This is a genomic window from Cytobacillus sp. MT66 (assembly GCF_058792595.1).
Genome location: NZ_JBXAFB010000008.1, coordinates 49,638 through 76,541 on the forward strand (window position 1 = coordinate 49,638; position 26,904 = coordinate 76,541).

The window sequence follows — 26,904 nt, forward strand, 5'->3', positions numbered from 1 at the left end:
AGCTCGCCGAGGAAAAAGCTAAACAAAGTGAGTATGTACAAAAGATTGAAACTTTGAACGAGAAGATTTCCAGTTTCTCTTCAAAAGAACAAGAACTTACAGGGCAGCTGAATCAAATGAAAATTCTGCTTTCCGAGGAAGAGGCTAAACAAAGTAAGTATGTACAGAAGATTGAAACTTTGAATAATAAGATTTCTGGTTTCTCTTCAAAAGAACAAGAACTTACAGAGCAACTTGATCAAATGAAAATTCAACTTTCCGAGGAAAAAGCTAAGCAAAGTGAGTATGTACAGGAAAATGAAATTTTGAACAAGAAGATTTCTAGTTTCTCTTCAAAAGAACAAGAACTGTCTGAGCAGCTTAATCAAATAAAACAGCTGCTCGCTGAGGAGAAAGCTAAACAAAGTGAGTATGTACAAAAGATTGAAACTTTGAACGAGAAGATTTCCAGTTTCTCTTCAAAAGAACAAGAACTGTCTGAGCAGCTTAATCAAATAAAATTCCTGCTTTCTGAAGAAAAAGCTAAACAAAGTGAGTATGTACAGAAGATTGAAACTTTGAATAATAAGATTTCCGGTTTCTCTTCAAAAGAGCAAGAACTTACAGAGCAACTTGATCAAATGAAAATTCAACTTTCCGAGGAAAAAGCTAAGCAAAGTGAGTATGTACAGGAAAATGAAATTTTGAACGAGAAGATTTCCAGTTTCTCTTCAAAAGAACAAGAACTGTCTGAGCAGCTTAATCAAATAAAACTCCTGCTTTCTGAGGAAAAAGCTAAACAAAGTGAGTATGTACAGAAGATTGAAACTTTAAATAATAAGATTTCCGGTTTCTCTTCAAAAGAACAAGAACTGTCTGAGCAGTTTAATCAAATGAAACAGCTGCTCGCTGAGGAAAAAGCTAAACAAAGTGAGTATGTACAGAAGATTGAAATTTTGAATAATAAGATTTCCGATTTCTCTTTAAAAGAAAAGGAAAAACGTATTAACTTATTAGACAAAGAAAAAAGCAATGAAAGTCAAATCCCCCACCCCAATCTGAACAATAGTACAATTAATCCACAAAAAAAATTTGATGATTTCTTTTCAAAAATTGCTAGAACACAAAATAATAAACAAAAAAGGGAATCCCAAAAACAATCCGCCAATTTCAAATTTTCAAACAACATATCATCAACTAATCAAAAAAATAATTCATTTCCCGACCTTCAATTAAAGTCGAATCAAATGCATAATATGACCAGACCTTCATCCAAAGATTGCAGTATAATTTCTACCCCAATAGGAAAAAGTGATTTTTCTGATTTAAACAGATCAAACCAAGTAAGTAATTCTCTAAACATGTTTTATCAAAAGAATCCACTTTATAATACGCATGCTAACCAAGGAAACACAATAAACCCTTTTAAATTTAAAAAATGAATTCCATTTTATCTTGGGAGTTTCTGTATCTTTACTTGAAAACAAATATTCCCTTAAATATATGACAATTGTAAAATAAAGTGAGGTGCCATTTTGGTTAATAGCCCTTTTGTCTCTATTATCTTCCCCGCCAAAAATGAAGGGGATAATATAAAAATGACACTCGACTCATTATTTTCTGTAAAAACTAATTACCTTTTTGAAGTTATTGTGGTTAATGATGGTTCAACAGATGATTGTTGCGCATTTCTTATTAACAATCAAAATAACAATATTTCACTTATTGAAACACATGGTTTAGGGGCAGCAAATGCACGTAACCTAGGAGCAAAAGTAGCTAAGGGAAAATATTTAATCTTTTGTGACGCACACCTCCAATTTGAAGATTGGTGGATTGACCGTTTACTAGAACCATTGATTGCAAACAAATCAGACGCAGTTTCACCTGCCATTGCTTCATTTGAAAACCCTGATTTTATTGGTTATGGGCAAACGTTAAAATTCCATCTTGGAATAAAGTGGAATACAAAACAAACCCATCTCTTTGAAACAGCTGTACTACCCGGTGGATGTTTTTCCATTTCAAAAGAAGTCTTTGATAATGTGGGGGGGTTTGATACTGGCTTTAGAACTTGGGGGCATGAGGATGTAGAATTGTCTATAAAATTATGGTTATTCGGATATCGCTGCCACTGTCAACCAAACGTAAAAGTTCTACATCTCTTCAGAAAGGCACACCCATACAAAGTAAGTTATGATGATGTTTATTATAATTTGTTAAGGATGGCCTACTCTCATTTCAACCACGAGCGTATACAAAAATGCAAAAAAATGATTTTAAACAACAAGGTTACAAAAATAGAATCGGAAGTTATTCAAGATGGTGTAAATAAGCAAAGATTATTTTACCATAAGAAACGGAAGCATAATGACGATTGGTATTTTAATAAATTTAGGATAGATTTTTAAAAATAAAAACTCCATCTTTTCTATGATTGCTAGCAGTATACAGACCAACATTGCATTTTTTTTATCCACCAGTGACACGTTCTGGCCCCACTTAAAACATGAAGAGACCTACCTCTACTGTTATGAAAATGACGGCTTGCGGTGCTATTTCATAACAGCAGAGGCTTTTTAGGCTCTAAGCGATATTGTCATAAAGAACTTCTTTTGCTAAACCAAGTTCCTCTTTAGGAGATATCAAAAATGTAAGTATAGCTAAAATGCCTGTTCCTTGTTCCCTGAAAAAAGCTACATTATCTATGTCGGCTCCCCATGTCCAAACTTGAATCAATTCTATGACAAGAGTGGGTAAAAGATAAGGTGGACTGTGGAATGTATTCCTTCATTCTAGAACCTAACTTCTGTATCAAGAGTCGGCCAATTTGTGTCCAAATTTACTTGTGGAAGTTGGGTTTTATTATTTTTGAATATTCCTATTGAACCCTAAAATTAACTGGTTAAGTTTTCCTCTGTAACGATTTTGAATAATATCTACTTCTTTTTTTATCTCCTCAGTAAACTTTCTAGTTCCCATATCTTCGTGGATTCTATATAGAGTAAGGGGTTGATCCAAAAAAGGCATATCATATTTCAAAACAATTCGATTCCATAAATCGTAATCATGGGTATAAATCATTTTTTCATCAAATAAACCAACATCATCGAAAAGTTCCAACTTAATCATCACTGTGGAACCGTTTATTGGACATCTTCTCATCATGTCTTGGTAAAATGAGATTTTATTGGGATATTTTGGGCTGACTGAAAGTTTTATTGGTATATTTTTTTTATTAATCCAATTAAAATTTGTAAATGAGAATAATGCTGCTTGTTGTTTCATAAAATTTAACTGTGTTTCAACCTTAGAAGGGTGCAACAGATCATCTGAACTTAACCAAACAAAATAACTTCCACTAGCCCTCTTTATTCCCTCATTTAAAGCTGTAGCCGTACCTCCATTTATATTTTTTTTAATATAGATTATTTTTTCCATAAAAGGGTTAAGTTTTTCGACATGTATCGTTGATCCATCATCTACAACAATGATTTCAATATTTTTATATGTTTGCTTTAAGGCGCTCATAACTGCACTATCAACATAACTGCAATTATAGAATGGAATAACAATAGAAACCAATTCCGAATGTTTATCGAAATTGTGGGAATATGTTCTTCGGTTTTTATTATTTTTCATTACACTAATTCCCTTCTATACACAATTTGTTTTTTATTTTCGTACTAAAATATATAAAAGAGGTTACTAAACTTCCTAAATATATACGCTGGGCTCTTTGAGATATTACAGACTTGGGGATTTTTTTAGATAGGAAAAGGGTTTAATCCTAATTTATAGACCATTATAGGAGGTGTCACGATGGCACAAGGCATTCATCTTTCTTTTCGGGGCAACAATCAAATTAGGACTAGAAATATATTGCTCTCTAACATTAAAAACACATTTACTATTGAATTTTGGGCAAAGCCAGAAAAGGAACAGGATATTGGAGAAGAATCAGGAAGCGGAATATCAAAACTATCTGATCAAGAATTTGCAATTGTGCCTGTTTTTGGTGCGTATCAAAATGAGGACCCCTCACAAGCCGGAGTCGGTGTATCCGTCGGAACAAATGGTATCTCCATCTATGAACATACGATAAATCATTTACCTTCTACCTTAGTATATGAAAGTCCATTAAGTGGATGGATTCATGTTGCTGTGGTTTATAACAATAAAAAGCCTACCCTATTTATTAATGGCCAAATCGCAAAGAAAGGAAGAATTAGTGAAAAAACGACATTATTGCCTTCAGCAATATTTGGAGGCAACAGTTCCTTTGGTTTTTATCATGGATGTTTAAAAGATATTCGAATCTGGGATATAGCAAAAACAGAGAAAGAGATCTCAGAAAGTATGAATCAGGAACTTAAAGGGAATGAAGAAAATCTTTGTGGATATTGGAAGTTAGATGAAGGAACAGGAAATATTGCACATGATTTAAGCGGGAATAACAATCATGGAACCATTGACGGTGCAAAATGGATAGTTCCTAAAAGTAAAAATTCAAATATGAATATTTTGTTTACCTTTTTTATCCCAAGTGGTGGTGTAGAAACCTTAAATAGACAACGCTTTTATGCACTAAGTCAACAAGGACTGAACTGTGATTTCTTATATACCCAGCCAGGAGCAGGACTGCATAATAAAACTAATGCCCGCATCTTTGTCACAAACGACGATAATAGAATAAAAGAAATTATTCGAAATGGAAATTATACTGCTATTGTGGTTGGTTCAGATTTACTCATGCTGCAAAGATTGAGAAAATTAGGTTACCTGGGTTTAATTATATATGAGGTTCAGGGATTAGGTTTTAATAAAGAGTATGCTGAAGAGTTTTTAAAGGAACATGCGAATTCTATTATTGACAGATTTTGTGATGGAATTTTATATCCTAAAACTCCCCATCTAGTTAAAGCTTTCGAAACATATTTTCGATCAAAGGAGAAATTTTGTTTTCACAATTGCTTTAATACTAAGGAATTTAAGTATCAGGTACTACCTAAACAAGATAACCCGATTATCGGTTGGGTTGGGAGGTTGGAAGAAAATAAAAATTGGAGGGAATTCCTTTTAATCGGTTCAAAATTAATTCAAGAATACCCTGCAATAAAATTATGGATGTTTGAAGATAACACCCTATCAACGAAAGAGGTAAGGTTAGAATTTGAAAAGAAAATCTCTAAACTAAGTCTTCGACCCCATCTTACAATATATGCAAATCAGCCTCACAACAAAATGGCGGAATATTTTTCGATTATTGGAGATTCCGGTGGCTTTCTATGTTCAACGTCAAAGGTTGAAGGCTTCGGTTATGCGGTTCTTGAAGCAATGGTCTGTCGATGCCCTGTCCTATCAACGGATTCAGATGGAGTACGCAGCTTCATAACTCATAACGTAACCGGAAAATTTTTTGAATTAGGAAACATAATGAACGCAGTTCAAGAGGGAAAGGAATTATTAGAAAACTCCCAACTAAGGGAATCAATAAGGCAAAAAGGTGTTGAACATATTGAAGAAAACTTCTCCCCCGAAAACTATGCTATGAACTTTATTAATATGATTAAACAGCTTCAGCAGAATAGGTAACTTTTAACATTTAAAAAAGGCCCCAATTAGTAAATTAAGAGGGGTATTCTACAATAGCAACCTCGTTATACCCTAACGGTATGAGACTAAATTAACACATTTCTCAGCTGTTTTTTCACATTGTTCCTACGTATATTAATCATTGGTATAAAGGTATTAAAAAGTGGATATTTCCAAACTATTTAAATCAGGTCCGACCTTCAAACTAATCAGTTGATGTTAATTTCAAGAATTTCTGCTTCCCCACTACCTTTAATGACCATAAGCATAATATGACGAAATTCCTTCATCATTTCATGCTCATGGGAGAAGAACACAGATAGGAAAGGAAGAATACCCCACTTTGTAAACCCCTTGTTAAGTGAACTCCCCCACTTACAAACCGGGTTTACAAAGGTAAGAAAATCACAGCATAAAAAAACGATTCCCCATGTAACGTTAGGAATCGTTTTTAAATTATTAATGCTAACGCCACTGTTTGTTTGAGTGAATATTTTCATTAAAAATACTACTTTTAATCCGAGTAATGTTTTTTTAGATAAGTCACTTTTCTAAAGTTATAAAAATTTCTTGATATTACTATACAATATTTTTACCTTGTTCAAGTATTGCGGTTTGGATATTTTTTTCCTTTTCTTTTGTTCCAGGATCACCAAGTGAGGAACAACTTCTCCATAGTTTTTCCCTTGCTTTCTCCCAAGGAATTTCGGGTTCAATCAAGTTCATATACTTTTTAACTTCATCATCAGAAAGCTTTCTTCTTGTTTCAATATCTCGAACATCACCGATGTTCCAAATGTTAGTAGGTCATGCTGGATGCACAATAGAAAACCCGTCATCTAATAGAAAAATACCATATTCACGATTTTCTTTTATAACTTTCATAATTATCCTCCTCGTATTTGAGTTTATTATATATATTTCTACAAACTATTTTAAAGTCCTGCTCTTTAGGCTTTAGGGGCAAATTAACCCCCGAAATTTAGACAGTATCTCACTTATTAAATTTTCACTGAAAGAAATATCTCTTCTAAAAGTGAACAATGTATTCGGAACTAATTCCAAAAATCGTGACTGATTTACAAATTAAACACCCCTCCGAACTACTTTACTAAAACATTAGTACGTAGTTAGAGGGGTAAATTGAAGTATCTGAGTTACCCTAAAAATACAAAAAGTTGTCAGAATTAATATACTCGATTACAGGATTGGATTATTTATTCCGAGTAAATTGTCGCATTAAAACTCTCTGGTCCTACTCGTGTTACCCCAGCCGCCGCATCCGTACTTATAAAGGCAGTATAGACGACCCTATTATTGGCTGTAATAGGAACATTAAAATCAGAGGCAGTAAATGATATTACTTGAGGCCCGACAATGGATGTGTCAAGAACATCACGTACTGAATAGATAATAATATCGGATGGGGTTGTCCCTCTTACTATTGTAACAATAACGGAACTTAGAACTGGAATTAAAGGGAGTTGAATAGCTGCTGTTCCAGTAATTTGTGTACGGAGATTTCGTGTGGCACCTGTTGTGTCAAGGGTTAACTGCGCAAATAACTGTGGAGTGGTAGTAACAGGAATACTAATTGAGTTAGCATAGCTTGCATTTTGGGAAGTTCTAGCATCTAGCAAGTTTGACATAATCTTCCCCCCCTTTCAAAATATATTACATTATTTTATGCCTTTATAGAATCTTTGCTTGTACATTAACACAAATTAAGGAATTAATACACCTTAATCAGTAAGTCTTAATGAACGCGTGTTGATGATGTATCGAACAGAATTTACAATCCCATTCGCTTTATCCACTTTTAACCTTTTTAATTTACTTAATGAAAGATCAGTTCCCCTTTAGTGCAATTTAATTCCCACGGTTTTATTAACTCTCTCTCCTGATTCCCCTATTTTTCTTTTATGACTCTGTTATTGCCATCCTAAAATACTAAAAGTTGGGGATTGCTTGTTAAGAATTAGACGTGATTATGTCTAGAAATAATGTAAAATACGTCGCCCCAATAATTCCTTAGAATGAAAAAGACGTTTCCCATAAAAGTATTATCTTCCCCCAGATATACAGGAATCATCCCCAACATGAAACCATATTATTGTATCAGTAATTTTATGAAATAAAGAGTGTTTGATTAAATGTATGAGGAGGATTCTTCTCCTTTTTGGAGAAAAGCATTAGTGTCATTGACGCTAGTTTCATTTCTAAGTGAATGCCGAACCAATTGTTTTATGAAGATTTGGAAATGTGGGGACTCCCAAGTGGATTTTTAAAATAAATTTTTTATATCACTCTTTTAAAACCCATGTTGTAAGAACTAAAATCTTTTTAGTAAATTTAACTTATGATATTTTTATTGTAACCATATTTTTCAAAATCCTTTTTAAATAACTCTCTTACTAAATCTATTGTTTCCTTATCATAAAAATTTTGGTACCATGGCAAGGGTCCTCCCAATGTTTCTTGGGACATTTTAACCTCTGCAAAGTTTTGTTTACCTTTATCAGTCATTTTATGTGTTCTATGGTGGGGAGATTTAATGATTGTTGAAATAGGAGATTCCGGTAAATTATACCTTTTTTCAATTTCTCTAATTTCATTTGTGAACTGTTCTAAGTGCACATGATTTTTAATAAATACTTCTTCTTCATCAATATATTGTTGGGCAATGTGAATATCTATTAATTCTTTTTTAACTCCAATTCCTTTTATTTGATATAAGAATTGTTTAAACGATAGACTGTTGCTAAGGCCTGTTGGATGGACCTTATCCATAATATGTTTATTGTTTAGTGTTGTAAAAAATGAACTAACTGCTCTTTGATAGGGGTTACGAACAAGTTTATAAACATCTTTTTTTGCATTCAAAAGTTCCTGAGTTACTAGAAGCTTATAATTTTCTTTTTTTTCATAAACTTCTTCTCTATAGAAATGAACCCAAGGGTTATAATTGAGTGCATTTTGAAGTAATCCTATTTGGAAGAAGTACCACCTTATTAGTGAAGTACACCCGCATTTAGGACTCCAAAAAAATATTAACGGAAAATCTTTTTCATATAATGGTAGTATTGGGGTTATTAATTTTGAAGCAAGTTGCTCCCGTTTTTGACTATCCATTTTTAATCCACTCCTCTTTTTTAAAAAATGTACCGGAATCAGTTTTGTTGTACATTCATCCATTTTTAAATAGTAATGATAGTTGGTTTAGATAAATTTTTGTTTAAGTAGCTACCAATCATTGTTCTTTTCATATCCATATTTAATTAAAAATTCACCAGTAACCTCTTTAAATTTATTTTTATTGTCTGCTGTAAATTCATTTCTCCAGTTTCCGATTAACCCTTTACGATATGTCCAAGACTTTTCCGGATTAATATTTTGTTTCATCATGTTTAATAAATGATATTTATCCATCTTCAAGTACCCTAGATCCTCCCATAAAAAATCGATTATTTTAAGAATCTCAATGTCTTTGGAGTTTTCGTTACATACCAAGTCTTCAAAACGCATACTGCAGATAGTAGGATCGTCTTTCCATTTATAAATTGGTAAATATTCGTGAAAGACTCCTGGATATCGTTCTATGCCATATTTATTATTTTTTTCATCTCCTATCAACTCAATACCGCAGATTACCGTATTCAACTGTTCTTCAAATGTTAGTATACGTTTTTGAAAAACCGGAAACAGTGGATGATCATGCAGTTTATTGTTTATAAAATAAACCAGCGATACAGCAATATCCCTTAAGTCTCGGTAAATAAATAATTGCTTGATTGAATGTGACTTTAACTGCCTTGAAAATTCCTCATTTTTGGGAATATGGCTACTTACCAACTCCCCTGGTTTAATATCTAACACTTTTAAATAATTCTCACTCTGATAAAAAACCTTTTGATCTTGAAAAATCCCTGGTATACCTTTAATAATTTGAACTAAAAGGTTAGTACCACTTTTAGGAACAGAATTTATTAATATTTTCGGCATATTTTTTTCTCCCATAGCCAGATCCATCCTTTACGTTAAAATTTCAGCTAACTTCCCAGTATTATAAAGATGGCCAAACACCCATTCTTGTTCAGATTGAACCACTGCATAACCAATTGCGCCTTTTCCTTTATCAAAAATTACTACTTTTTTATTAATGACTTTTTGTTGTGTTAGATGGTTATGGAAATTAAAAAAATTGTATAATACGGTATTAGTTGAAGGAAACACACTTTTTCCATAGATTAATGTAAACGGTGTATCTGCCTCCTTCATACCGCTGCGAATACTTTTATCCTCAGAAGCCCCTGATAATGCTATAAATTTAACTCGAGGGTCTTCAATGTGCTTTAGTACATTAATGGCAGACTGGTCAACCGATCTATCTATGATAATTACCTTATAATTACTATATGTTTGTTCAAATAACGCTTCTAATTTTTCAATGGTTTGTACTGATCCATTTTCAACTGGATAAATAACTGTTAACATAAAGGGAATATTTCTTCGATTTCTTGCTTCCTGTTTTGCCAAGTTAAAGGCATATCTCCATCGTCTATGTTGATCAATTGAACTTTTTAATTGTGCTGATAAACTTAATGGCGAATTTTTACGATACTCCATTAATACATCTTCTATATAAACAATTTCACATTTCTCAGTTAGCCTAAGCCAATAATCATAGTCTTCGACCGGTTCAAGTCTATACCCACCAATTTCTTTTGCTAAATCTCTTTTATACATAAATGAAACCCCAATGAAGCATACTTCAAGGAGATTTTCTTTCGGTTGGTTTTGATACTTATAAAATTGCTCTAAGGAAGGTTCTTTTAAAAAGTTACCATCACGATCGATATGCCTAAAGCTGCTAAAAGATAAACCAACATCATTGGGTGCTGTTTCTAATGCGTTTTTTAGTTTTGCTACAAAAGTAGGATAATAAATATTGTCACTTGAAACCCAAGTCAAATATTTAACCTCTTCAATTCCCATTAAATAATCAAAACCGATATTTAATGTTTTCGCCACACCTTCGTTATCCTTTTTAAGAATTAGATGTACCCTTTCATCCCCCTCCGTCATTTCTTTAATCACATCTACAGTTTCAGGCGGAGCACCATCTGAGACGATTACAAAATGATAATTCGGGTAGCTTTGGTCCAAAACGGACTTTAATGCCAACTCCAAGTACAAAGGATCCTGTTTGTAAACAGGCATAACAATTCCTACATCTTTCATTTTGGCTTCTCTCCTTAACATCACCGTTAATTATTTTGTCTGTAAAAGTTTAAGATATCTTCCAGGGATGATTGTATTGGAATAGTCGGTTTCCAGCCTAAATTCAAGGCTTTATAAGGAGGAGTATCCACCTTCTCCTCATTATTGTTTTCATTTGATTTAATCGTAAAATTTACGGTGGTGAGTGATTGGAATATAGTGATAATATCTTCAAGGGAGTAACTATGTCCGGAAGAAATATTGTAGGTTTCTCCAGACTTTCCCTTAGCCAAAAGAATTTCATAAGCGCTAACAGCATCCCTTACATCAATAAAGTCACGCTGTGCACCAAGATTATTAACCTCAAGAATGGCTTCTCCCCTATTTCTTTCCATTTCAACAATTTTATTAGCAAAAATAGAACATACACCGTTTGAATGTCCTGGACCTATTAAATTATTAGGTTTCGCGATCACAATATGCAAATTGTAAAGTTTTTCCCATGCATGTGCAGCTAAAATTTGAAGTGTTTTACTAAAGCTATATGGATGAGTTAGGGTAGAAGGATTAGATGGATCAAACTGGAGAGCCGAGCCAACAATAACAGTTTTACAATCTGGTTTTTCAAGACGGATAGCTTCAATTAAATGTAGAGTTGAATTAACGTTCGCTTCAAGTGTGGAAATAGGATCGTTCCATGATCTCCCAACATGGTTTTGACCTGCTAAATGAAGAATGAATTGGGGTCTTGCTTGTTTTATTAAGTTCCTTACCGCCTCCCTTTTTGTAAGATCACATTTTACGACTAGAGTACCTGGAGGTTTATTAAAATCACTTCTTGTTACCGCGATGACTTCATATCCGGCTTTTAAAAAGTACCTACATGCATGTTGACCCGTAAAACCACTTGCTCCAGTAATTAACACCTTCGGTAGCCGATTCATTGTTGACACATCCAATCTTTCAGTTCCAATAACATTTCTTCGTATGACAGTATTGGATATATAAAGTCTGTTCTAGTACTTTTTATAGTTCTATCTAGAACAATTTCTGTGTCTGGTACAATTTCAACATCATTTTTTCTAAAAGTCTTCTGGATTAACTTTAACAGCTGATATTTGGATATTTTATTGTTTGAACCTAAGTGGTATAAACCTGTAATATCCTTCTTAATCATCTTTTCAATTGCCTTGGCTAATTCAAGAGTGGTAACACCATTCCAATAAACATTTTCGTAACCTTTAATTTTTCCTTTTTGATTCATGAACCATAAAAATAAACCAATTCCGTTTTCTTTAAGTTCAGGGCCAATAATTGAAGTCCGAATTGTTAAATGTGGATTACAAAAGATTTCTCCCAATTGCTTAGTTTTCGCATAAACGGAAGTCCCATCAGGAATATCTCTTTCCGTATAAGCACCTTTAGTCCCCAAGAAAACACAATCAGTGCTAATATGGATTAATTTTGCATTGATTCGGTCTAATAACTTAATTAACTGATGAGGCAGCAGACTATTTAGTTGGAAGGCTAGATTAATATCTTTGCTAGCGTTATCATTTAAAATACCAATACAATTAATTACTATATCTGGCTTTATAGCATTTATAACTTCTTCTAACCTTGTTGTGTCGGTTACATCCAAAAAGATTCCGTCTTTATCATTTTTATCCCTTGAGGTATAGAATACATTATAATCAGACTTTTGTTTAAAATAGGCTGTTATCATGTGTCCAGCCATACCCTTTCCTCCGAGGATGAGTAGATTCATTTTAAATAAACCTGCCTTCCTTTAATAATTCTTTAATTTCTTCTTTACTCATTAAATTTTTACTAGAATTATAGTTAATGAGATTAGCCGGCATATACTTTGAATAATGTTTCTTTAAGTCTTTAATATTAATTGATGGCAAAATAACGAAATACTCATCGTCATAAGCAATAGCTGATTGACTCTCATATTCAGAAAGCAACAATTCATGAATTTTCTCACCAGGACGAATGCCTAATACCTCAATTTCAATATTCTTCTTACCAGAAGTTTCAATTAAAACCTGTGCAAGATCTACAATTTTGCATGCCGGCATTTTCATCACAAAGATTTCTCCGCCTAAGCTTTCAAATGTTGCTTTAAAAACTAATTTTATTGCTTCTTCTAAAGTTAAGAAAAAACGTGTCATTTCCAAATCGGTTATGCCAATTTTCCCTTTTTCCTGTATATGTTTTTTAAATACATGAATAACACTCCCGTTTGTCCCCAATACATTTCCACCACGAATGCATACAAATCTTGTATTGGTATTTAAAGTATTGGCGTGAATAATCAGACGTTCTCCCATCGCTTTAGAAAGACCATAAAAATTGGAAGGATTCGATGCCTTATCAGTTGAAATATATACAACTCTTTTTACGTTACAATTTATTGCAGCTTCTATTACATTTTGTGTTCCTAGTACATTTGTTTTTAAGGCCTCCATAGGTTGATATTCACAAACCGGAACATGTTTTAATGCCGCAAGGTGAAATATATAATCAACACCTTGACATGCCTCATTTAAAACATCTAGTTCTTTAATATCACCAATAATAAATTTCAATTTTGGATTACTATCAAACTCTTGTTTCATTGTAAATTGATTTGATTCATTTCTTGAAAAAATACGAATCTCCTTTGGTTCAAAAGTTAATAATTGTCTTACCAACTCGTATCCCCAAGATCCTGTGCCCCCTGTGATTAATATGGTTTGATGATTAAACAACTTTCATGCCCCCTAGGATAATTTTAATAACTTTATCTGATACGTTGGGATAATCATATCCCTCTGGATAACTCCAGCATTTTGGCTGATTAACCATTACTCTAACGCAGTTTAAAATCTGATCAGCATCGATTCCGGACAGCATATTACTTCCACATGCGATTGTTTCAGGTCTCTCAGTCGTTTTACGAATTGTAACTGTCGGTACATGAAACAAACAGCATTCTTCCTGTACCGTCCCACTGTCTGTAAGTACACAAAGAGCATTCTTCTCAAGCTTAACAAAGTCGAAAAAGCCAAAAGGTTCGTGGAATTCAACCAGTGGATGTAGATTGAAAGAGGTAAGACCCTCCAATTTAGATTTAGTACGAGGATGAATGCTGCAAATCACCCTTTTTTTATAAGTGTCTGCAATCATGTTTGTTCCTTTCATAATTTCAAGTAGACGCTGTTTATGATCTACGTTTTCGGAACGATGGGCTGTGACCAAAAAATAACCGTTTTTCCTAAGGTTAAGATTGGAAAGAATTGTACTCCCTTCAATTTCAGTATTAAAATTTGATAAGACCTCGAAAATAGGATTTCCCACGGTTAGTATTCTATTTTGCGGGAGCCCTTCATTAATTAAGTTTTCTTTGCTTTGAGGAGTATAAGGTAGATTAAAGCTCGATATTGCATCAATTACACGCCGGTTTTTTTCTTCCGGTACCTCTAAATCAAAACAACGGTTTCCAGCTTCCATATGAAACACTGGAATTCCCATTCTTTCTACTAAAATCGCACTTAACCCGCTATTTGTATCACCAAGTACTAAAACCTTATCAGGGTTTTCCGATAATAAAATAGTTTCTAATTTTTTGAACATGGTCCCTAACTGTACTCCTAATGACGATTGTTGATTCATTAAAATATAATCAGGCTTACGGATCTGTAGTTCCTGGAAAAACACGTCACTTAGTGAGGATGTAAAGTTTTGTCCTGTATGCACTAACAAATGTTTATCAGCATATTCATCAAGTTTTTTTATAATAAGGCTTAATCTTATAATTTCTGGACGTGTCCCTAAAATGGTCATTATTTTCACTATCTCACCTCAATTTGAATTCAAAAGTCACAAACTTCCTCTTTTTTTATACGTTATGCCCTGTCGCCTTTTTTGCTCTAGGCATAGCTGTAAATCAATAGGGACACTAATGAAATTCCGCATATTTCCTTAATAATTCTTTAAGGATTTAGGTAAAAAAAGGTGAAATTTATTTCACCTCTTAAAAATTGAAGTCAAAAGGCATTTGGGAATGTTCCCCAAATGCCTTTTTTATTTCTAGACTCTTTCTCAGAAAAATATTTAAAATGAGTTTGGCTTTGCATATTATGCTTAATCTTTGCTATCGTTGAGCCTCCCCCATTCCGATTGGCAAACTTGCATGAGCAATTATGTCCATGCATATCATGTTCCTTTTTTTCATCCGCAAAAGATCTGTTCAATGGATTCTTTTCGACATGCATATATTTCTTTTACTTTTTGTTTATGTATAAAGGCATGCAGCCTCTTCTAACACCTCTTATCAGAATGTGATTCGATTAAAATCTGATGATTTTTTTGCTCTAAATACTCTGTTTAAGTAACAACAACTTTAACCTTTTAAAGGATTGAATTTATACTGCAGATGTCATTCCATCGAATCGTTTTGTATGATAAATATCTCTTCTAGCAGTAGCTGCACGAAAAGAATAAGCGAACTGTTTGATCCTGTCATCTTTTATGTAACCCCGCTTTAAGGGCCAGTATTACTTCCCTTGATTTCCTGCATCTTCAAACTTTTCCAACCTCTCAGTTGGAATAGGATTTTTTCCGTTGTCAACATTGGCCTGATGTAATTCAGCTAAGGCTTAGTAGTTTACCTAAAGTATGTGAGATGAAATATATTTGCCAACTATAATTTATTTCATTTGAATTATGGGCCGATATTATGTACAAGCAGGGAATACTTACATAAAAATATATAATACGTTTAAATGTCAGGGGAGATAATTTTGGACCTTAATACCATTATTTTATGTATTACAATTTCCTGCATGCTTATAGCATTAATTAAAGAGTGGTTTTTGCCAGAATTTACAGTATTCTTGGCCTTATCAATTCTCATCCTAACTGGTATTTTATCGGTAGGTGAAGGACTCAGTGGATTTTCAAATTCAGGGGTTCATACCTTAGCATTTCTGTTTATTATTGGCTCCGCAATATCAAAAAGTGGAATTTTGCATGAACTCATACAAAGAATCTTAAAACCTAAAAAATCTCTTTCTCATATTTTATTTCATCTAATGCTACCAGTCAGTTCTCTTTCAGCGCTAATGAATAACACCCCTATCGTAACAATGCTAATCCCAACTCTCCAAAATTGGGCAATTTCTAATAATATTAAGCCCTCCAAACTTATGATTCCGTTATCGTATGCTACCATTTTGGGTGGCACCATTACCTTAATAGGAACTTCAACAAACTTAATTGTACACGGCCTTTTATTAGAGAAAGGGTTAGAAGGGTTTCGCTTTTTTGACTTCACCATTTTTGGAATACCAATGACACTTGCTGGAATTATATATTTTGTATTTATTGGAAAAGGTTTGTTGCCTAACAGAAGTCATAATAGAGAAAAGTTCGAAGATGAACAGCATCATTCTATTCATATGTTTGTAGTAGATAAGGGGTCGCTATTAATTGGTAAGACTATTCAAGAAGCCATGCTTCGAAACTTAAACCAATTATACCTTTTTAAAATAATTAGAAATGAAAAAGCAATCCTTCCTGCTCCAAATGATGAAATAATACAATGTGACGATATTCTAGTTTTTTCTGGAGATCTGGCTAGCTCGATGCACATTAATGAGGTACTTGGCCTTAAACCCTACACAGGCCAGTTAAAACATGAGAAATTTAATCACGCAACACTTTATGAAGTAAGCATTTCTCATAATTCCCCATTGATCAATAAAAAAATTAAGGATAGTCATTTTCGTTCAAGGTATAACGCTGCAATTGTTGCAGTTAAAAGAAAGGGCAACCAAATCACATCTGGGATAGGAAACATTGTGATTAAACCAGGAGATATCCTTTTATTGCTTGCTAAAAATGATTTTATTAAATCGTGGGTTAACTCTGAAGACTTCCATTTTATATCTCCTGTTATCCAATCAAAAAAAGTTCCATGGCACAGGAAAGTTTTTACCTTCGGGGTACTTATTATTATTATGCTTACTCCTGCATTTCAACTTTTATCAACTTTTGAAATTACCCTGATAGCAACAGTTGTTTTGATATTAACGAAGTTATTAACCGTTACGGAAGCATTTAAAGCAATTAATTGGAATGTGATTATCTTAATGGCGAGCTCAATAGGAATTGGAAAGGCAATCGATAAAACTGGACTTGCACAAACAATTGCTTCGATTCTAATAGAAATTCAATCTAGTTTAGGGGTAGTTGGGGTGCTGGTTTTATTTTATTTGACAACATTAATTATAACTGAAGTCCTCAATAACGTTGCAGCGGCTGCATTAATGTTTCCAATAGGATACTCTTTGTCCATCCAATTAAACACTGATCCGATGATGTTTGCCATGATTACTGCTATCGCAGCTTCTTGTAGCTTTTTAACACCAATAGGGTATCAAACGAATATGCTAGTATACGGGCCAGGTGGTTATAGATTTACAGATTATTTTAAAGTGGGGTTTCCACTAAGTTTAATATGTATGAGTTTAACTATTTTAATAGCGTATTTAAAGTGGCTGTGAAATTTATAATTAGATTGGTTTAGACCACTACTAAGGACATTAATAGTCAATTAGTGTCATTTCATAATGAAGAGTAAAAAAAAGATGTAATTTATTTCATTATTTCCTCTTCATACAGAATATTAATTTTATTGGAGGTAATTTAAGTGACAAAACAAATTGATCCGATAATCGATAATTTTCTAAAACATAATAACACTAACGTAAAAATTTTAGATGCTATTGTTGTTTTAAATAAAAACTGTAGTCATGTTGATATTTCCAAACTATGTACATTAAAAGAGTTAGATAAGCCGGAATATCACTTACATGAACTAAAGCAAATTACTGGAAAGTTTTGTAGAGAAACATTAATAAAGCTTATTAATCATCAAGAAGTAAATTATGTCCATCATAATTACGTTGTCAAGGTGAATTTAAATATTGCAACAGCTACTATTCAGTCAAAAAGTGCAAATACTGTACATCGTTTAACTGGGAAAGGTGTGACTGTTGCAGTTCTAGATACTGGAGTTTTCCGACATTATGACTTAATTCATCCTACAAATCGAATTATTGACTTTGTTGATTTTGTAAACGGAAGAACGATCCCATATGATGATAATGGACATGGGACCCATATTGCTGGAGAAATTGCAGGTAACGGTGCGGCATCAAGTAAATTATACAGCGGTGTGGCACCAGAAGCTAATATTGTTGGCGTAAAAGTACTGGACGAGCAAGGTAATGGTAATGTATCAGATGTGATTGCTGGCATTAACTGGGCAATTGAAAATCGTATTCGGTTGGGGATTCGCGTAATTAATCTGTCTCTTGGAGCAACTCCATCTACCTCATATATTAACGACCCGCTTGCCCAAGCGTGTGAAAGAGCATGGGAGTCAGGTATTGTCGTTATAGCTGCAGCCGGGAACACTGGGCCTGAAGGGACTATTAATACCCCCGGTTTTGATCCTTTAATTCTAACCATTGGTGCTACAAATGATAGAAATACATCTAACCTAAATGATGATTTACCTGCACCATATACAAGTAGTAAACCAACTGTAGATGGCTTTATTAAACCAGATATAGCTGTTCCTGGCACAAATATCACATCCCTTGTATCGCCAAATTCTACCTTAGTTAATAAATTTCCAGATAATCGTGTTGGAACTAATTATTTTACCTTATCTGGAACATCAATGGCAACGGGAATTGCCTCAGGTCTTGTTGCAATTTTGCTACAAGCCTACCCACCATATTCCCCAGATACAGTAAAGGTTCGTCTAATCGAGGCTAGTAATTATTTCGCTCCAGACTTTCCTGGATATTCTTTAGCAATGAAGCTACTACAAATGACGACCAAAATTCATTCTTAAAATATTTATAGGTTTAATGAAAAAGTATTATATCTACGCCTACTTACTCCTCAATTTAGCTCATTTATAATTTAATTTCCCTCTGAGTTATTAACTATTAACATTGATTTTTCTGCAACTCTAAATTAAATTGCTTAAACATGATTAGGTATAACTGTTTCTTAAAGGCGAGATAACTGAGAATTTTCTTTGGTTAAGGCTTGGTTTAAGACTTCCCAAGATGTCTGGAGATAAAACACCTTGTACTTAACTGTTAATATTGGGCAAGTTTAATATACAAACCTAAGAACTTAACATAGTAATATAGTATTCCCTAAATTTATTATTTAAGGAACCTATGTGGAAAGGGTGAGAAATATAAGTAACATCTTCTGGCATCAGTCAACTGTTACCAAAAAAGATAGGCAAAAAATGAATGGGCACAAAAGTTTAATGATTTGGCTAACTGGTCTTTCTGGCTCAGGAAAATCAACTGTCGCTAATACTCTCCAAAATCAGCTTTATAACGAAGGGGTTCACGTATATTTATTAGATGGTGATAATCTTCGTCATGGAATTAACAATAATCTCTCTTTTAGTGAGGAAGATCGTAAAGAGAACATTAGGAGGACCGCGGAAATTGGTAAGCTTTTTGTTGATTCGGGAATCGTTGTCCTCGCTGCTCTTATTTCTCCCTTCGAGGAGGATCGAAATCAAGCTAGGAAATTATTCGATCCTAATGAATTTGTTGAGGTTTATGTAAAATGTCCAATTCAAGTATGTGAAACACGAGACCCAAAAGGCCTTTATAAACGAGCAAGAAAGGGAGAGATTCAACAGTTTACGGGGATTCATGTTCCCTACGAAGAACCGAAAGATCCCGAAATTACCATTAATACAAATAAATTATCAATCGATGAATGTGTAGGGGAGATTAAGTCATATCTCTATAATAAAATTCGTCTCAAAAATCAATAAAAGGAGGGGTATAGAATGGAAACAAGCATTCCCCATGGGGGGAAGTTAATCGATAAAATTAATTTTAATTATAATATTTCACACCTAAATAATGAAATTGAATTAGATAAAATGGCCTTATCCGACTTAGAATTGATTGCAAACGGAGCCTATAGCCCGCTTACGGGCTTTCTTAGAAAGAAAGACTACGAGTCAGTTTTGGAAAATATGAGACTAGAAAATGGAACACTCTGGAGTATTCCAATTACCTTGCCATTAACTGAAGAAACTGCAGAAAAGATACAAATTGGGGATGAAATAAAGTTAAAATACAAAAATAAATGTTATGGCGTTCTAATATTAGAAGAAATTTATAGACCAGATAAAATGAAAGAAGCGAATAAAGTTTTTCAAACAACTGATCCCAATCATCCAGGGGTTAAAAAACTTCTGGAAAGACCCAATTTATATGCTGCAGGACCAATTATATTGACCAAAATGCCTTCAAAAAAAACTGAATTCCTAAAATACTATAAATCCCCTAAAGAAGTAAGACATGAGTTTATCAAAAAAGGATGGAAAACAGTCGTTGGATTTCAAACTAGAAATCCTGTTCACAGAGCCCATGAATATATTCAAAAAACAGCATTGGAAATAGTAGATGGACTTTTTTTAAATCCTTTAGTTGGTGAAACGAAATCCGATGATGTTCCCGCAGATATTAGAATGCAAAGTTACGAAATCTTAATAAAAAACTATTATCCCCAAAACAGGATACTGTTAGCAGTATTTACTGCATCCATGCGCTATGCTGGTCCAAGGGAAGCCATATTTCATGCATTAGTTCGTAAAAATTATGGTTGTACTCATTTTATTGTAGGGAGAGACCATGCTGGAGTTGGGGGTTATTACGGGACATATGATTCACAAAAAATATTTGACCAGTTTTCTAAAGAAGATTTAGGAATTACCATTCTATCTTTTGAATATAGCTTTTATTGTAAAAAATGCAATAATATGGCCACAAGTAAAACATGCCCTCATACTAAGGAAAATCATTTACACCTGTCGGGAACTAAAGTTAGAGAAATGCTTCGTAATGGTGTAACCCCCCCTCCCCAGTTTAGTCGTCCCGAAGTAGTTCAGGTTCTAATCGATGGGTTGAAAAATTCGTAGATAAATGTTCTTTTAATAATTCCAATTCCTTAAAATCTATTCTTATTTAAAAGAGAAAGCTGGCTTCTGTAACAACTAACAATATGTAAAAGCGATTATTTATTCTTTATATTAGCCTTTAGAAGGTATCATTAACCCAGCAAATACTTTACAAGATTCCCTAACAACAACTAAAGAAAGGAGATAAAAATCAATGGGAATTGAAGATACTAGAACTAAAATAGAAGATATTATAGGGAGAAAGCTTACCGAATTAGAAGTACTGATTATGGGTTTAGCCTATCAGGAAGGATTTAGTTCAGGGGTAAAGTCCAAGTGTTGTATAAATAAATGAAGCCGAAATAGAAAACGTCATTTAATACTGATTAAACAGTTAAAAAAGAAGGGATAATATATGCATTATCTTAACAGTGATGGTCCATCCATGCTGTCAAAGATGAAACTAAATGTACTGTATGGCTTATCGGACAAATCCTTGTAAAAAGGCGTTGCTTAAACAAATTTTTTTTTGCAAATTGCATGGAGTGTAACAGATTATTAATAATAAAATAATGAGCATAGTGGACCCATTTTCCTGATGATAGCCCTATTAGGGGATCATCAGGAAAATGCGGATTTACAATGTTAAATAACTAAGTAAGTGAACAGGGACAAATCTGCTGAGCCTTCACTAGTAGGGCTAAATTCTCACTTATAACACTGAAAATTCAGGCTATTTATATTGAAATTTCAAGTTAAATGAGTAATCTTATTTCCAACACTCGAACCACTTTTTCTTTTTTTCTTCCTCTACCGCTACGAGTATTTTTATTTCTTGGACCTCACGAATGACAGTAAGCATTGCTGATCCCGTTTCTCCGTTTGATTATTTATCTTTCGTTCAAAGGCCTGGGACATAGCTAGTGAAAATTATTTTTCAATAGACCAAATACACAAAACTCTTGACCTATCTTGTCAACCTACATAAAGCTTCTTACTGGTAATAAAAAAGAGATCATTTCTGAAGGTTTTTCTTAATTTATCACCATTTACTTTACTCTTTTTAGTTGTGTTGTGGATTTAGGTTTATTAACGGATAAATTTCTTTTTTTTATTTCTTCGAACCAAATTCCGATAATTTCATCAGGAAAGTTGTTGTCCTTAGCTTTATGGTAACAAGCTAGTAATATTTCATTTGACACAAAAAGGAATGGATCCAGCACTTATTCCCCCCTTAATTAGTTTTTTTTAATGAGAAACATATCAAAAGATAAATATCTCCTTACAATAACAGTGGTAATGAAGTATGATGGCTAAGGGCTTAAACTTTTGATTGAATGAGGAGGGATGAGTAACCTCCACAACCTATTGCTAGAATGAATTTTATAAATAATTACTCAGCGATTATGATTTGTTGAAATAGAACCGTACCAAGTAAAACTGAATTTGAGGATAAATGAAATTTATGAAATTGACATTAATACATCAAGGAAGCTTGGATAGGCTTCCCTCTTTTTTTTTTGAAAGGACAACCAGCAAATTTGGACAGCTATCTCGTCATTTTCTTGTCAAAATACAATGTCAGTAACAGTGAGAAATAACTGCTTGAGTGACGGTTTTGAATTTAAAGGTTAATCATTAACAAACTCCCATAACTTTAAAAAATTATAAACGATGATCTTAAAGGCCTAGTGAGAGATCGGTTCATTTTTAATACTTGACTTTTTCGAATAATGACCTATTTATTAAGGATTGAAAACTATACAGAATTAATGCCCTAAATAAGTCGATAATTAAATATTGAAATTTGGTTAACTTTTTTAATTCAAATATTTTATAGTGTTTTACAATTCTCAGACCTCCAAAATAGATAAAACAAATGTGAAGAATAGTATTTGAAATTATATATAGTAAAAGTTTACCAAAGGTTATTTTTAACACCCAAAGACTTGTTACAAGATAAGGGCCGAAATTAAAAAAATTCATACTATCTAAAGGTGGTATTCCTTTATAAAACCGCCACCATTTTTTCTCTTCACCGAATAAATCTAATGCTTTAGTGAATGTACTCATAAAAACCGCTGCTGGTAAGTATTTTCTAAATGATTTTCTCCCTAATAAGGGGACAGTTAGCCATGGCAAAATTAGCAAAGCTATATAAATTAATTTTGAGTTTTTCATTATAACCTCCTAAAAAAAGACTTGTAACAAAATAAAAGTTGCAGCTGCAAATATCTAAATACATTATTTGCAACCACAACTATTATTATTACCTTGTGCTTTAATATTTCTTTTTAAGGAGGTCTCCATTACATTATAAACCCAGTTCACATAGTCTTCACTAATTAGCTCTGTACACATATATATTCCTATCTCGATAAACTTTCTAAAATCATCGTCTCCATATTTATTCATGGCTTTTTCCAAAGCACAAACCAAATCGGGATTTAATTCCATCTGTAAGGCGTAATCATATGCACTTTCTATCAAGTTCCACCCATTCTGGGTTAAACTAACTAATCTTATTCGACTATCCTCTTTACTCTTATTTATTTCCACCAATTCTCGTTTACGTAAGTTAGTCACTATTCTCTGTGTGGTAGATATGTCCCACAATCCCATTTTGGAAAGTCTTGTGATTGTCATTTGTTTTTCATATTGTAAAATCCATAGAATTCTAAGTCCTGGATAGGTTGTTCCAAGCTTATTAGCTAAAGCCCGTAAGTTTTCTTCAATCCCAAATTGAAGACCTCGGACCATGTTTACTATGATATAACTATACTTTAATTTGTCTATGTCGTTCATGTAGGAAAGCTCCTTTAAATGACTTAAAACTCATTATAGCCAATTTAATTTATATTCAGGCTAGAAAGGTTCAATCAAATGCATTTTTTGTCATTTTGTTGAGAACATGTGAAATTTTCATTATTAGATTTACCTTTGTCGTTACTTTAAGTAGAACCTTCACCATCTCTTCTAAACTCTAAATTAGATATCCATAATTTCTTTTAAAGTTTATTCATTATATGGCTCTTTAAGGGACCAACCGTAGTCACTTAACATTTTTCAAACATTAAATTGAATTTCATTATAACAACATAAAAAAACTTTTAAAGCTTCTTGTCCTCTACCCTATTATGTTTATAAGAAAAGACTGCCAAAATCAAATGAGATTACATGGCAGTCCTTTTAGCTATTGGTTAAGTTGTTCTTTTTTTGCTTCAACATCATAAGCCCTTTATTTAAAACATGGATTTGACTTTCCTTCGCATACTTCAATGAAATATTTTTCTTTTATTTAATAAGTAAAAATAATCATGATCTCTTTAAGAGTGAATGTTATTCATTGGAGATTTTCCAACTATAAGATAGCATTACAATGCACAGTGATTGCAGGCGGGGTATTCAACAATGTCCGTGGGTCTATGAATACATGCAATCAGACCTATTGAAAGATAGATGCTCATGTAATCAATCAAAATAAAGGGAATCACAGTCCGTCATTATGATTACTCTCTATTTACTCAATGCTTGTGCTCTACTTAGCTGCTTATTATCCCCATTTAACCATAACCTCATTTTCTTTAAGCTGTCCTTAACGGGGTCCTTGATTAAATTTCTTTCATATCTGGATAAAGTGCTGATTGAAATGCCTATTTCCTTTGCAGCCTCCGATTTGGTCAAACCGCGCCTCTTTCTTTCTTTCGTCATATTCTCTGGGTTCACTTCTATCTCCTCAATTGTTTCTATAGAGGTAGCCACTTTTCTCTTTGCAAACCACTCCAGAACCGTTGGTAAGTCCATTGTGGCATAGTCTTGATCAATTATTAGTGAATCCTTATCATTTCTGAAGGTTGTGATTTCTGACGGAGGAATAATCTGAACACTGGCTTTTAACCAGATATTTGAAAACCAATCTCTTGTCTTCTCTATATCCTCTTCTATCGATTCCTCTTTATATCGCCATTCCCTGATGATCCCGTCATTATGAAGGGTATCTAATATTTCTTCAAACTGTTCTTTAACCCTTGATCCATACCGAGGATTAACATCCATGTCCATCACATTTAATAAGCCTTTTTCACCACCAATATTATAGGCCCTTAAGTAGTCAGCACTTTTTTGCCGGATCCTCCATTGCCAGGAAAGATAGCGTGATAACCTTTTATGATATTTTTGCCGAACTGGATGATATTCAAGCGTTTTTAAAGCCAGTAGTCCACTGCTTTTTTTTGAACCATACAGGAAATTGGAAAGCAATTCACCCGGTCTAATGCTGCATTCATAAATCCCGATTGGTGTATCACCCTTGTAGGCAACAGTAACACTATCTACAACAAATAAAGGATTGAATTGCACCTGGCCGATCTCCTCAAAACTTTCCTGATCTTCATTAATAAATTTTAAACTGCCTCGTTCTACTCTAATCCATATAGTGGTTAGAGCTGCCAGCCTTCTCATGATGTCATCTCTTTCTTTTTTCCGATATGATGTTTGGTATCCGTCTTGTTCTTGGCTCCTGCCGCGAATTTTTCTTAAGTTCAAGGCGTCATCAGTGTGAAAATGAATCATCTGATCCTTATGAGTTGCCTGTTCCATCCACAAAATAGAAACGATATCGAAAATATCAGCAGTTAAATCATCCATAGCGCTTATCGCTTGGGAAGTAAGATTTTGCCATTGCTCAAATGCCTCGTTTGATTTTAATCTTCCCAATTGGGTTTCTTTGGCCCTTAATTGAGCAGTAGCTTCTAACACTCTTTCTGTAATCCTTGCAGTTGGGATTTCAGAAGATAAATCAAATTTATTTTGACTAATCGTTTCTCTTAGTCGATGGATTAGCAGTGCAGTACCCGACTCTACAAAACTTTGATTCAATAATTGATTAACTACTTCTTTGCTATCAGACTTTAAGGAATATGTACCAATTGTATCTTTATGCTGCTGTAAATATGGTAGAACAAAATTTCTTATTTCATCCTTATAATCTGAAGCCCATTGCTCAAATTGTTCAAATACTAAATGATACTCTTTTACTAACCGATCTATAATAAAGAAAAACGCTTTAATAGATTCTGTTGGCTGATAGTCACTTCGTTTTAAAAGATGGCTAATTTCTAAGTTCCAATTTAGTGATAGCCCGGGGTATTCTGGAAAAATAACTTTTGTCACATCTTCCACTTTCTTTTGCAGGGTGCTTACCATGGTTCCTCACCTCCCCTTTTATTCTTAATGAAAGCCGTGTTTTTGTACAGCAAGTACTGTTCTATGTATTCTCTAAAAATATCAGTTTCTAGGAGACCAATATCATGCAAAAAGTTTATTGATTCAAACGATAAAAACTGAACTATTGAGTCCTTATTTTTAATCAATGATTTTAAATGATTGATATCTTTTTCCCTGTATATAATAGAATTTTCACATGTAGATTGGTTAACTTCTTCCAGTGTAAGAATACTTTCTTTCAAAGAATTATTAGGCTTACATTCATAAACAATGTCGTCAATAATATAATAAATATCACTATTTTCTTTCCTATCCTTATAATATTCAATCTGTGTCCTAAACCAAATTGGACCACTTGATAAGCTTGCCACAGGTTTTGGGAGTACACCACGTAGATGATAGGTTGATACCTTTCTCCGATCCCACCCCAATACTTCTCCAGCCTCTTTAACACCTACTAAAAAGCTCATAGCTACTTCCTCTTTTTCTAGAATTAATACAATTATGGGTAATTTTTGTTGTATTTGTCAACATTTTTCTAACCGGCTTCCCCCTTCCTAAGTACCCATAGCCCCATACATCATTTCATTTTTTGCATCCCTTTGCATCATTGACTTTTGCTCTCACAATACAATAGAACCTTGCTACCTTTCCCTCTACCGTCAACCAATTATTGGTTTGACACGAACGTTTTTTTGCATCTCCTTGCATCTCTGACGTTTGCTCTCACAATGCAAAAGATCCTTTCTACCTTTCCCTCTACCATCAACCAATTATTGGTTTGACACGAACGTTTTTTTGCATCCCCTTGCACCTCTGACGTTTGCTTTCACAATGCAAAAGATCCTTTCTATTTTTCCCTATGCTACCAACCAATC

The 26,904-nt window shown here is 33.5% G+C and carries 23 protein-coding genes; 8 read left to right on the forward strand and 15 right to left on the reverse strand.

What is annotated here, in order from left to right; translation table 11 throughout:
* Both AC1Q59_RS15260 and AC1Q59_RS15265 read left to right on the forward strand, forming a co-directional pair.
* The coding region (locus tag AC1Q59_RS15260; protein WP_492366710.1) for a hypothetical protein at positions 1–1,421 on the forward strand (1,421 nt) is incomplete at its 5' end.
* A 93-nt stretch (positions 1,422–1,514) separates the two neighbouring features.
* On the forward strand, positions 1,515–2,390 hold the full coding sequence (locus tag AC1Q59_RS15265) for a glycosyltransferase family 2 protein (protein WP_492366711.1): 876 nt from the start codon (positions 1,515–1,517) through the stop codon (positions 2,388–2,390).
* Between the two features lie 454 nt (positions 2,391–2,844).
* Here the strand turns inward: AC1Q59_RS15265 and AC1Q59_RS15270 are convergent, their stop codons facing one another.
* Positions 2,845–3,621, reverse strand: a complete 777-nt coding sequence (locus AC1Q59_RS15270; RefSeq protein WP_492366712.1) for a glycosyltransferase family 2 protein — start codon at positions 3,619–3,621, stop codon at positions 2,845–2,847.
* A gap of 180 nt (positions 3,622–3,801) precedes the next feature.
* On the opposite strand from AC1Q59_RS15270, the gene AC1Q59_RS15275 reads away from it, so the two are divergent.
* Complete coding sequence (locus AC1Q59_RS15275; protein ID WP_492366713.1) at positions 3,802–5,574, forward strand: glycosyltransferase; 1,773 nt, start codon at positions 3,802–3,804, stop codon at positions 5,572–5,574.
* Between the two features lie 579 nt (positions 5,575–6,153).
* Here the strand turns inward: AC1Q59_RS15275 and AC1Q59_RS15280 are convergent.
* The 9 genes from AC1Q59_RS15280 to wecB all read right to left on the reverse strand — a co-directional run bounded on the left by AC1Q59_RS15280 (position 6,154) and on the right by wecB (position 14,634).
* Positions 6,154–6,300 carry a hypothetical protein gene (locus AC1Q59_RS15280; protein ID WP_492366714.1) on the reverse strand — a complete coding sequence of 49 codons (147 nt, stop codon included), beginning with the start codon at positions 6,298–6,300 and terminating at the stop codon, positions 6,154–6,156.
* A gap of 491 nt (positions 6,301–6,791) precedes the next feature.
* The gene (locus AC1Q59_RS15285) at positions 6,792–7,223 is read right to left on the reverse strand and encodes a hypothetical protein (RefSeq protein WP_492366715.1); all 432 of its coding nucleotides are present in this window, start codon (positions 7,221–7,223) and stop codon (positions 6,792–6,794) included.
* A 703-nt stretch (positions 7,224–7,926) separates the two neighbouring features.
* Positions 7,927–8,706, reverse strand: a complete 780-nt coding sequence (locus tag AC1Q59_RS15290; protein WP_492366716.1) for a sulfotransferase family 2 domain-containing protein — start codon at positions 8,704–8,706, stop codon at positions 7,927–7,929.
* A gap of 111 nt (positions 8,707–8,817) precedes the next feature.
* Positions 8,818–9,591, reverse strand: coding sequence for a sulfotransferase domain-containing protein (locus tag AC1Q59_RS15295; protein WP_492366717.1), 774 nt, complete (start codon positions 9,589–9,591; stop codon positions 8,818–8,820).
* Positions 9,592–9,606: 15 nt separating this feature from the next.
* Positions 9,607–10,815 (reverse strand): glycosyltransferase, encoded by a 1,209-nt coding sequence (locus AC1Q59_RS15300; RefSeq protein ID WP_492366718.1) that lies wholly within the window; start codon positions 10,813–10,815, stop codon positions 9,607–9,609.
* Positions 10,816–10,841: 26 nt separating this feature from the next.
* Positions 10,842–11,747 (reverse strand): NAD-dependent epimerase/dehydratase family protein, encoded by a 906-nt coding sequence (locus AC1Q59_RS15305; protein WP_492366881.1) that lies wholly within the window; start codon positions 11,745–11,747, stop codon positions 10,842–10,844.
* A complete protein-coding gene (locus tag AC1Q59_RS15310; protein WP_492366719.1) occupies positions 11,735–12,562 on the reverse strand; it encodes a dTDP-4-dehydrorhamnose reductase family protein in 828 nt (275 codons plus the stop codon). The genes AC1Q59_RS15305 and AC1Q59_RS15310 overlap by 13 nt, the downstream gene beginning before the upstream one ends.
* Position 12,563: 1 nt before the next feature.
* On the reverse strand, positions 12,564–13,550 hold the full coding sequence (locus AC1Q59_RS15315; RefSeq protein ID WP_492366720.1) for a polysaccharide biosynthesis protein: 987 nt from the start codon (positions 13,548–13,550) through the stop codon (positions 12,564–12,566).
* On the reverse strand, positions 13,543–14,634 hold the full coding sequence (wecB, locus tag AC1Q59_RS15320) for a non-hydrolyzing UDP-N-acetylglucosamine 2-epimerase (RefSeq protein ID WP_492366721.1): 1,092 nt from the start codon (positions 14,632–14,634) through the stop codon (positions 13,543–13,545). The genes AC1Q59_RS15315 and wecB overlap by 8 nt, the downstream gene beginning before the upstream one ends.
* A gap of 950 nt (positions 14,635–15,584) precedes the next feature.
* On the opposite strand from wecB, the gene AC1Q59_RS15325 reads away from it, so the two are divergent.
* The 5 genes from AC1Q59_RS15325 to AC1Q59_RS15345 all read left to right on the forward strand — a co-directional run bounded on the left by AC1Q59_RS15325 (position 15,585) and on the right by AC1Q59_RS15345 (position 21,155).
* Entirely contained in the window at positions 15,585–17,348 is a 1,764-nt protein-coding gene (locus AC1Q59_RS15325; RefSeq protein WP_492366722.1) for an SLC13 family permease, read from the forward strand.
* 146 nt (positions 17,349–17,494) lie between these two features.
* Positions 17,495–18,709 carry a S8 family peptidase gene (locus tag AC1Q59_RS15330; protein WP_492366723.1) on the forward strand — a complete coding sequence of 405 codons (1,215 nt, stop codon included), beginning with the start codon at positions 17,495–17,497 and terminating at the stop codon, positions 18,707–18,709.
* 348 nt (positions 18,710–19,057) lie between these two features.
* Positions 19,058–19,666, forward strand: coding sequence for an adenylyl-sulfate kinase (gene cysC, locus AC1Q59_RS15335; RefSeq protein ID WP_492366724.1), 609 nt, complete (start codon positions 19,058–19,060; stop codon positions 19,664–19,666).
* Positions 19,667–19,681: 15 nt separating this feature from the next.
* Positions 19,682–20,821 (forward strand): sulfate adenylyltransferase, encoded by a 1,140-nt coding sequence (sat, locus tag AC1Q59_RS15340; protein WP_492366725.1) that lies wholly within the window; start codon positions 19,682–19,684, stop codon positions 20,819–20,821.
* A 193-nt stretch (positions 20,822–21,014) separates the two neighbouring features.
* Positions 21,015–21,155: a hypothetical protein gene (locus AC1Q59_RS15345; protein ID WP_492366726.1), complete on the forward strand. Its 141-nt coding sequence runs from the start codon at positions 21,015–21,017 to the stop codon at positions 21,153–21,155.
* A 694-nt stretch (positions 21,156–21,849) separates the two neighbouring features.
* Here the strand turns inward: AC1Q59_RS15345 and sda are convergent.
* The 5 genes from sda to AC1Q59_RS15370 all read right to left on the reverse strand — a co-directional run bounded on the left by sda (position 21,850) and on the right by AC1Q59_RS15370 (position 26,496).
* Positions 21,850–22,023 carry a sporulation histidine kinase inhibitor Sda gene (gene sda / locus AC1Q59_RS15350; protein WP_492366727.1) on the reverse strand — a complete coding sequence of 58 codons (174 nt, stop codon included), beginning with the start codon at positions 22,021–22,023 and terminating at the stop codon, positions 21,850–21,852.
* A gap of 487 nt (positions 22,024–22,510) precedes the next feature.
* A complete protein-coding gene (locus tag AC1Q59_RS15355; RefSeq protein ID WP_492366728.1) occupies positions 22,511–22,981 on the reverse strand; it encodes a hypothetical protein in 471 nt (156 codons plus the stop codon).
* A 63-nt stretch (positions 22,982–23,044) separates the two neighbouring features.
* The gene (locus AC1Q59_RS15360) at positions 23,045–23,605 is read right to left on the reverse strand and encodes a MarR family winged helix-turn-helix transcriptional regulator (RefSeq protein WP_492366729.1); all 561 of its coding nucleotides are present in this window, start codon (positions 23,603–23,605) and stop codon (positions 23,045–23,047) included.
* Positions 23,606–24,316: 711 nt separating this feature from the next.
* Positions 24,317–26,005, reverse strand: a complete 1,689-nt coding sequence (locus tag AC1Q59_RS15365) for a helix-turn-helix domain-containing protein (protein WP_492366730.1) — start codon at positions 26,003–26,005, stop codon at positions 24,317–24,319.
* Complete coding sequence (locus AC1Q59_RS15370; protein WP_492366731.1) at positions 25,999–26,496, reverse strand: hypothetical protein; 498 nt, start codon at positions 26,494–26,496, stop codon at positions 25,999–26,001. Before AC1Q59_RS15370 ends, AC1Q59_RS15365 begins: the two co-directional genes overlap by 7 nt.
* Between the last annotated feature and the right edge of the window lie 408 nt (positions 26,497–26,904).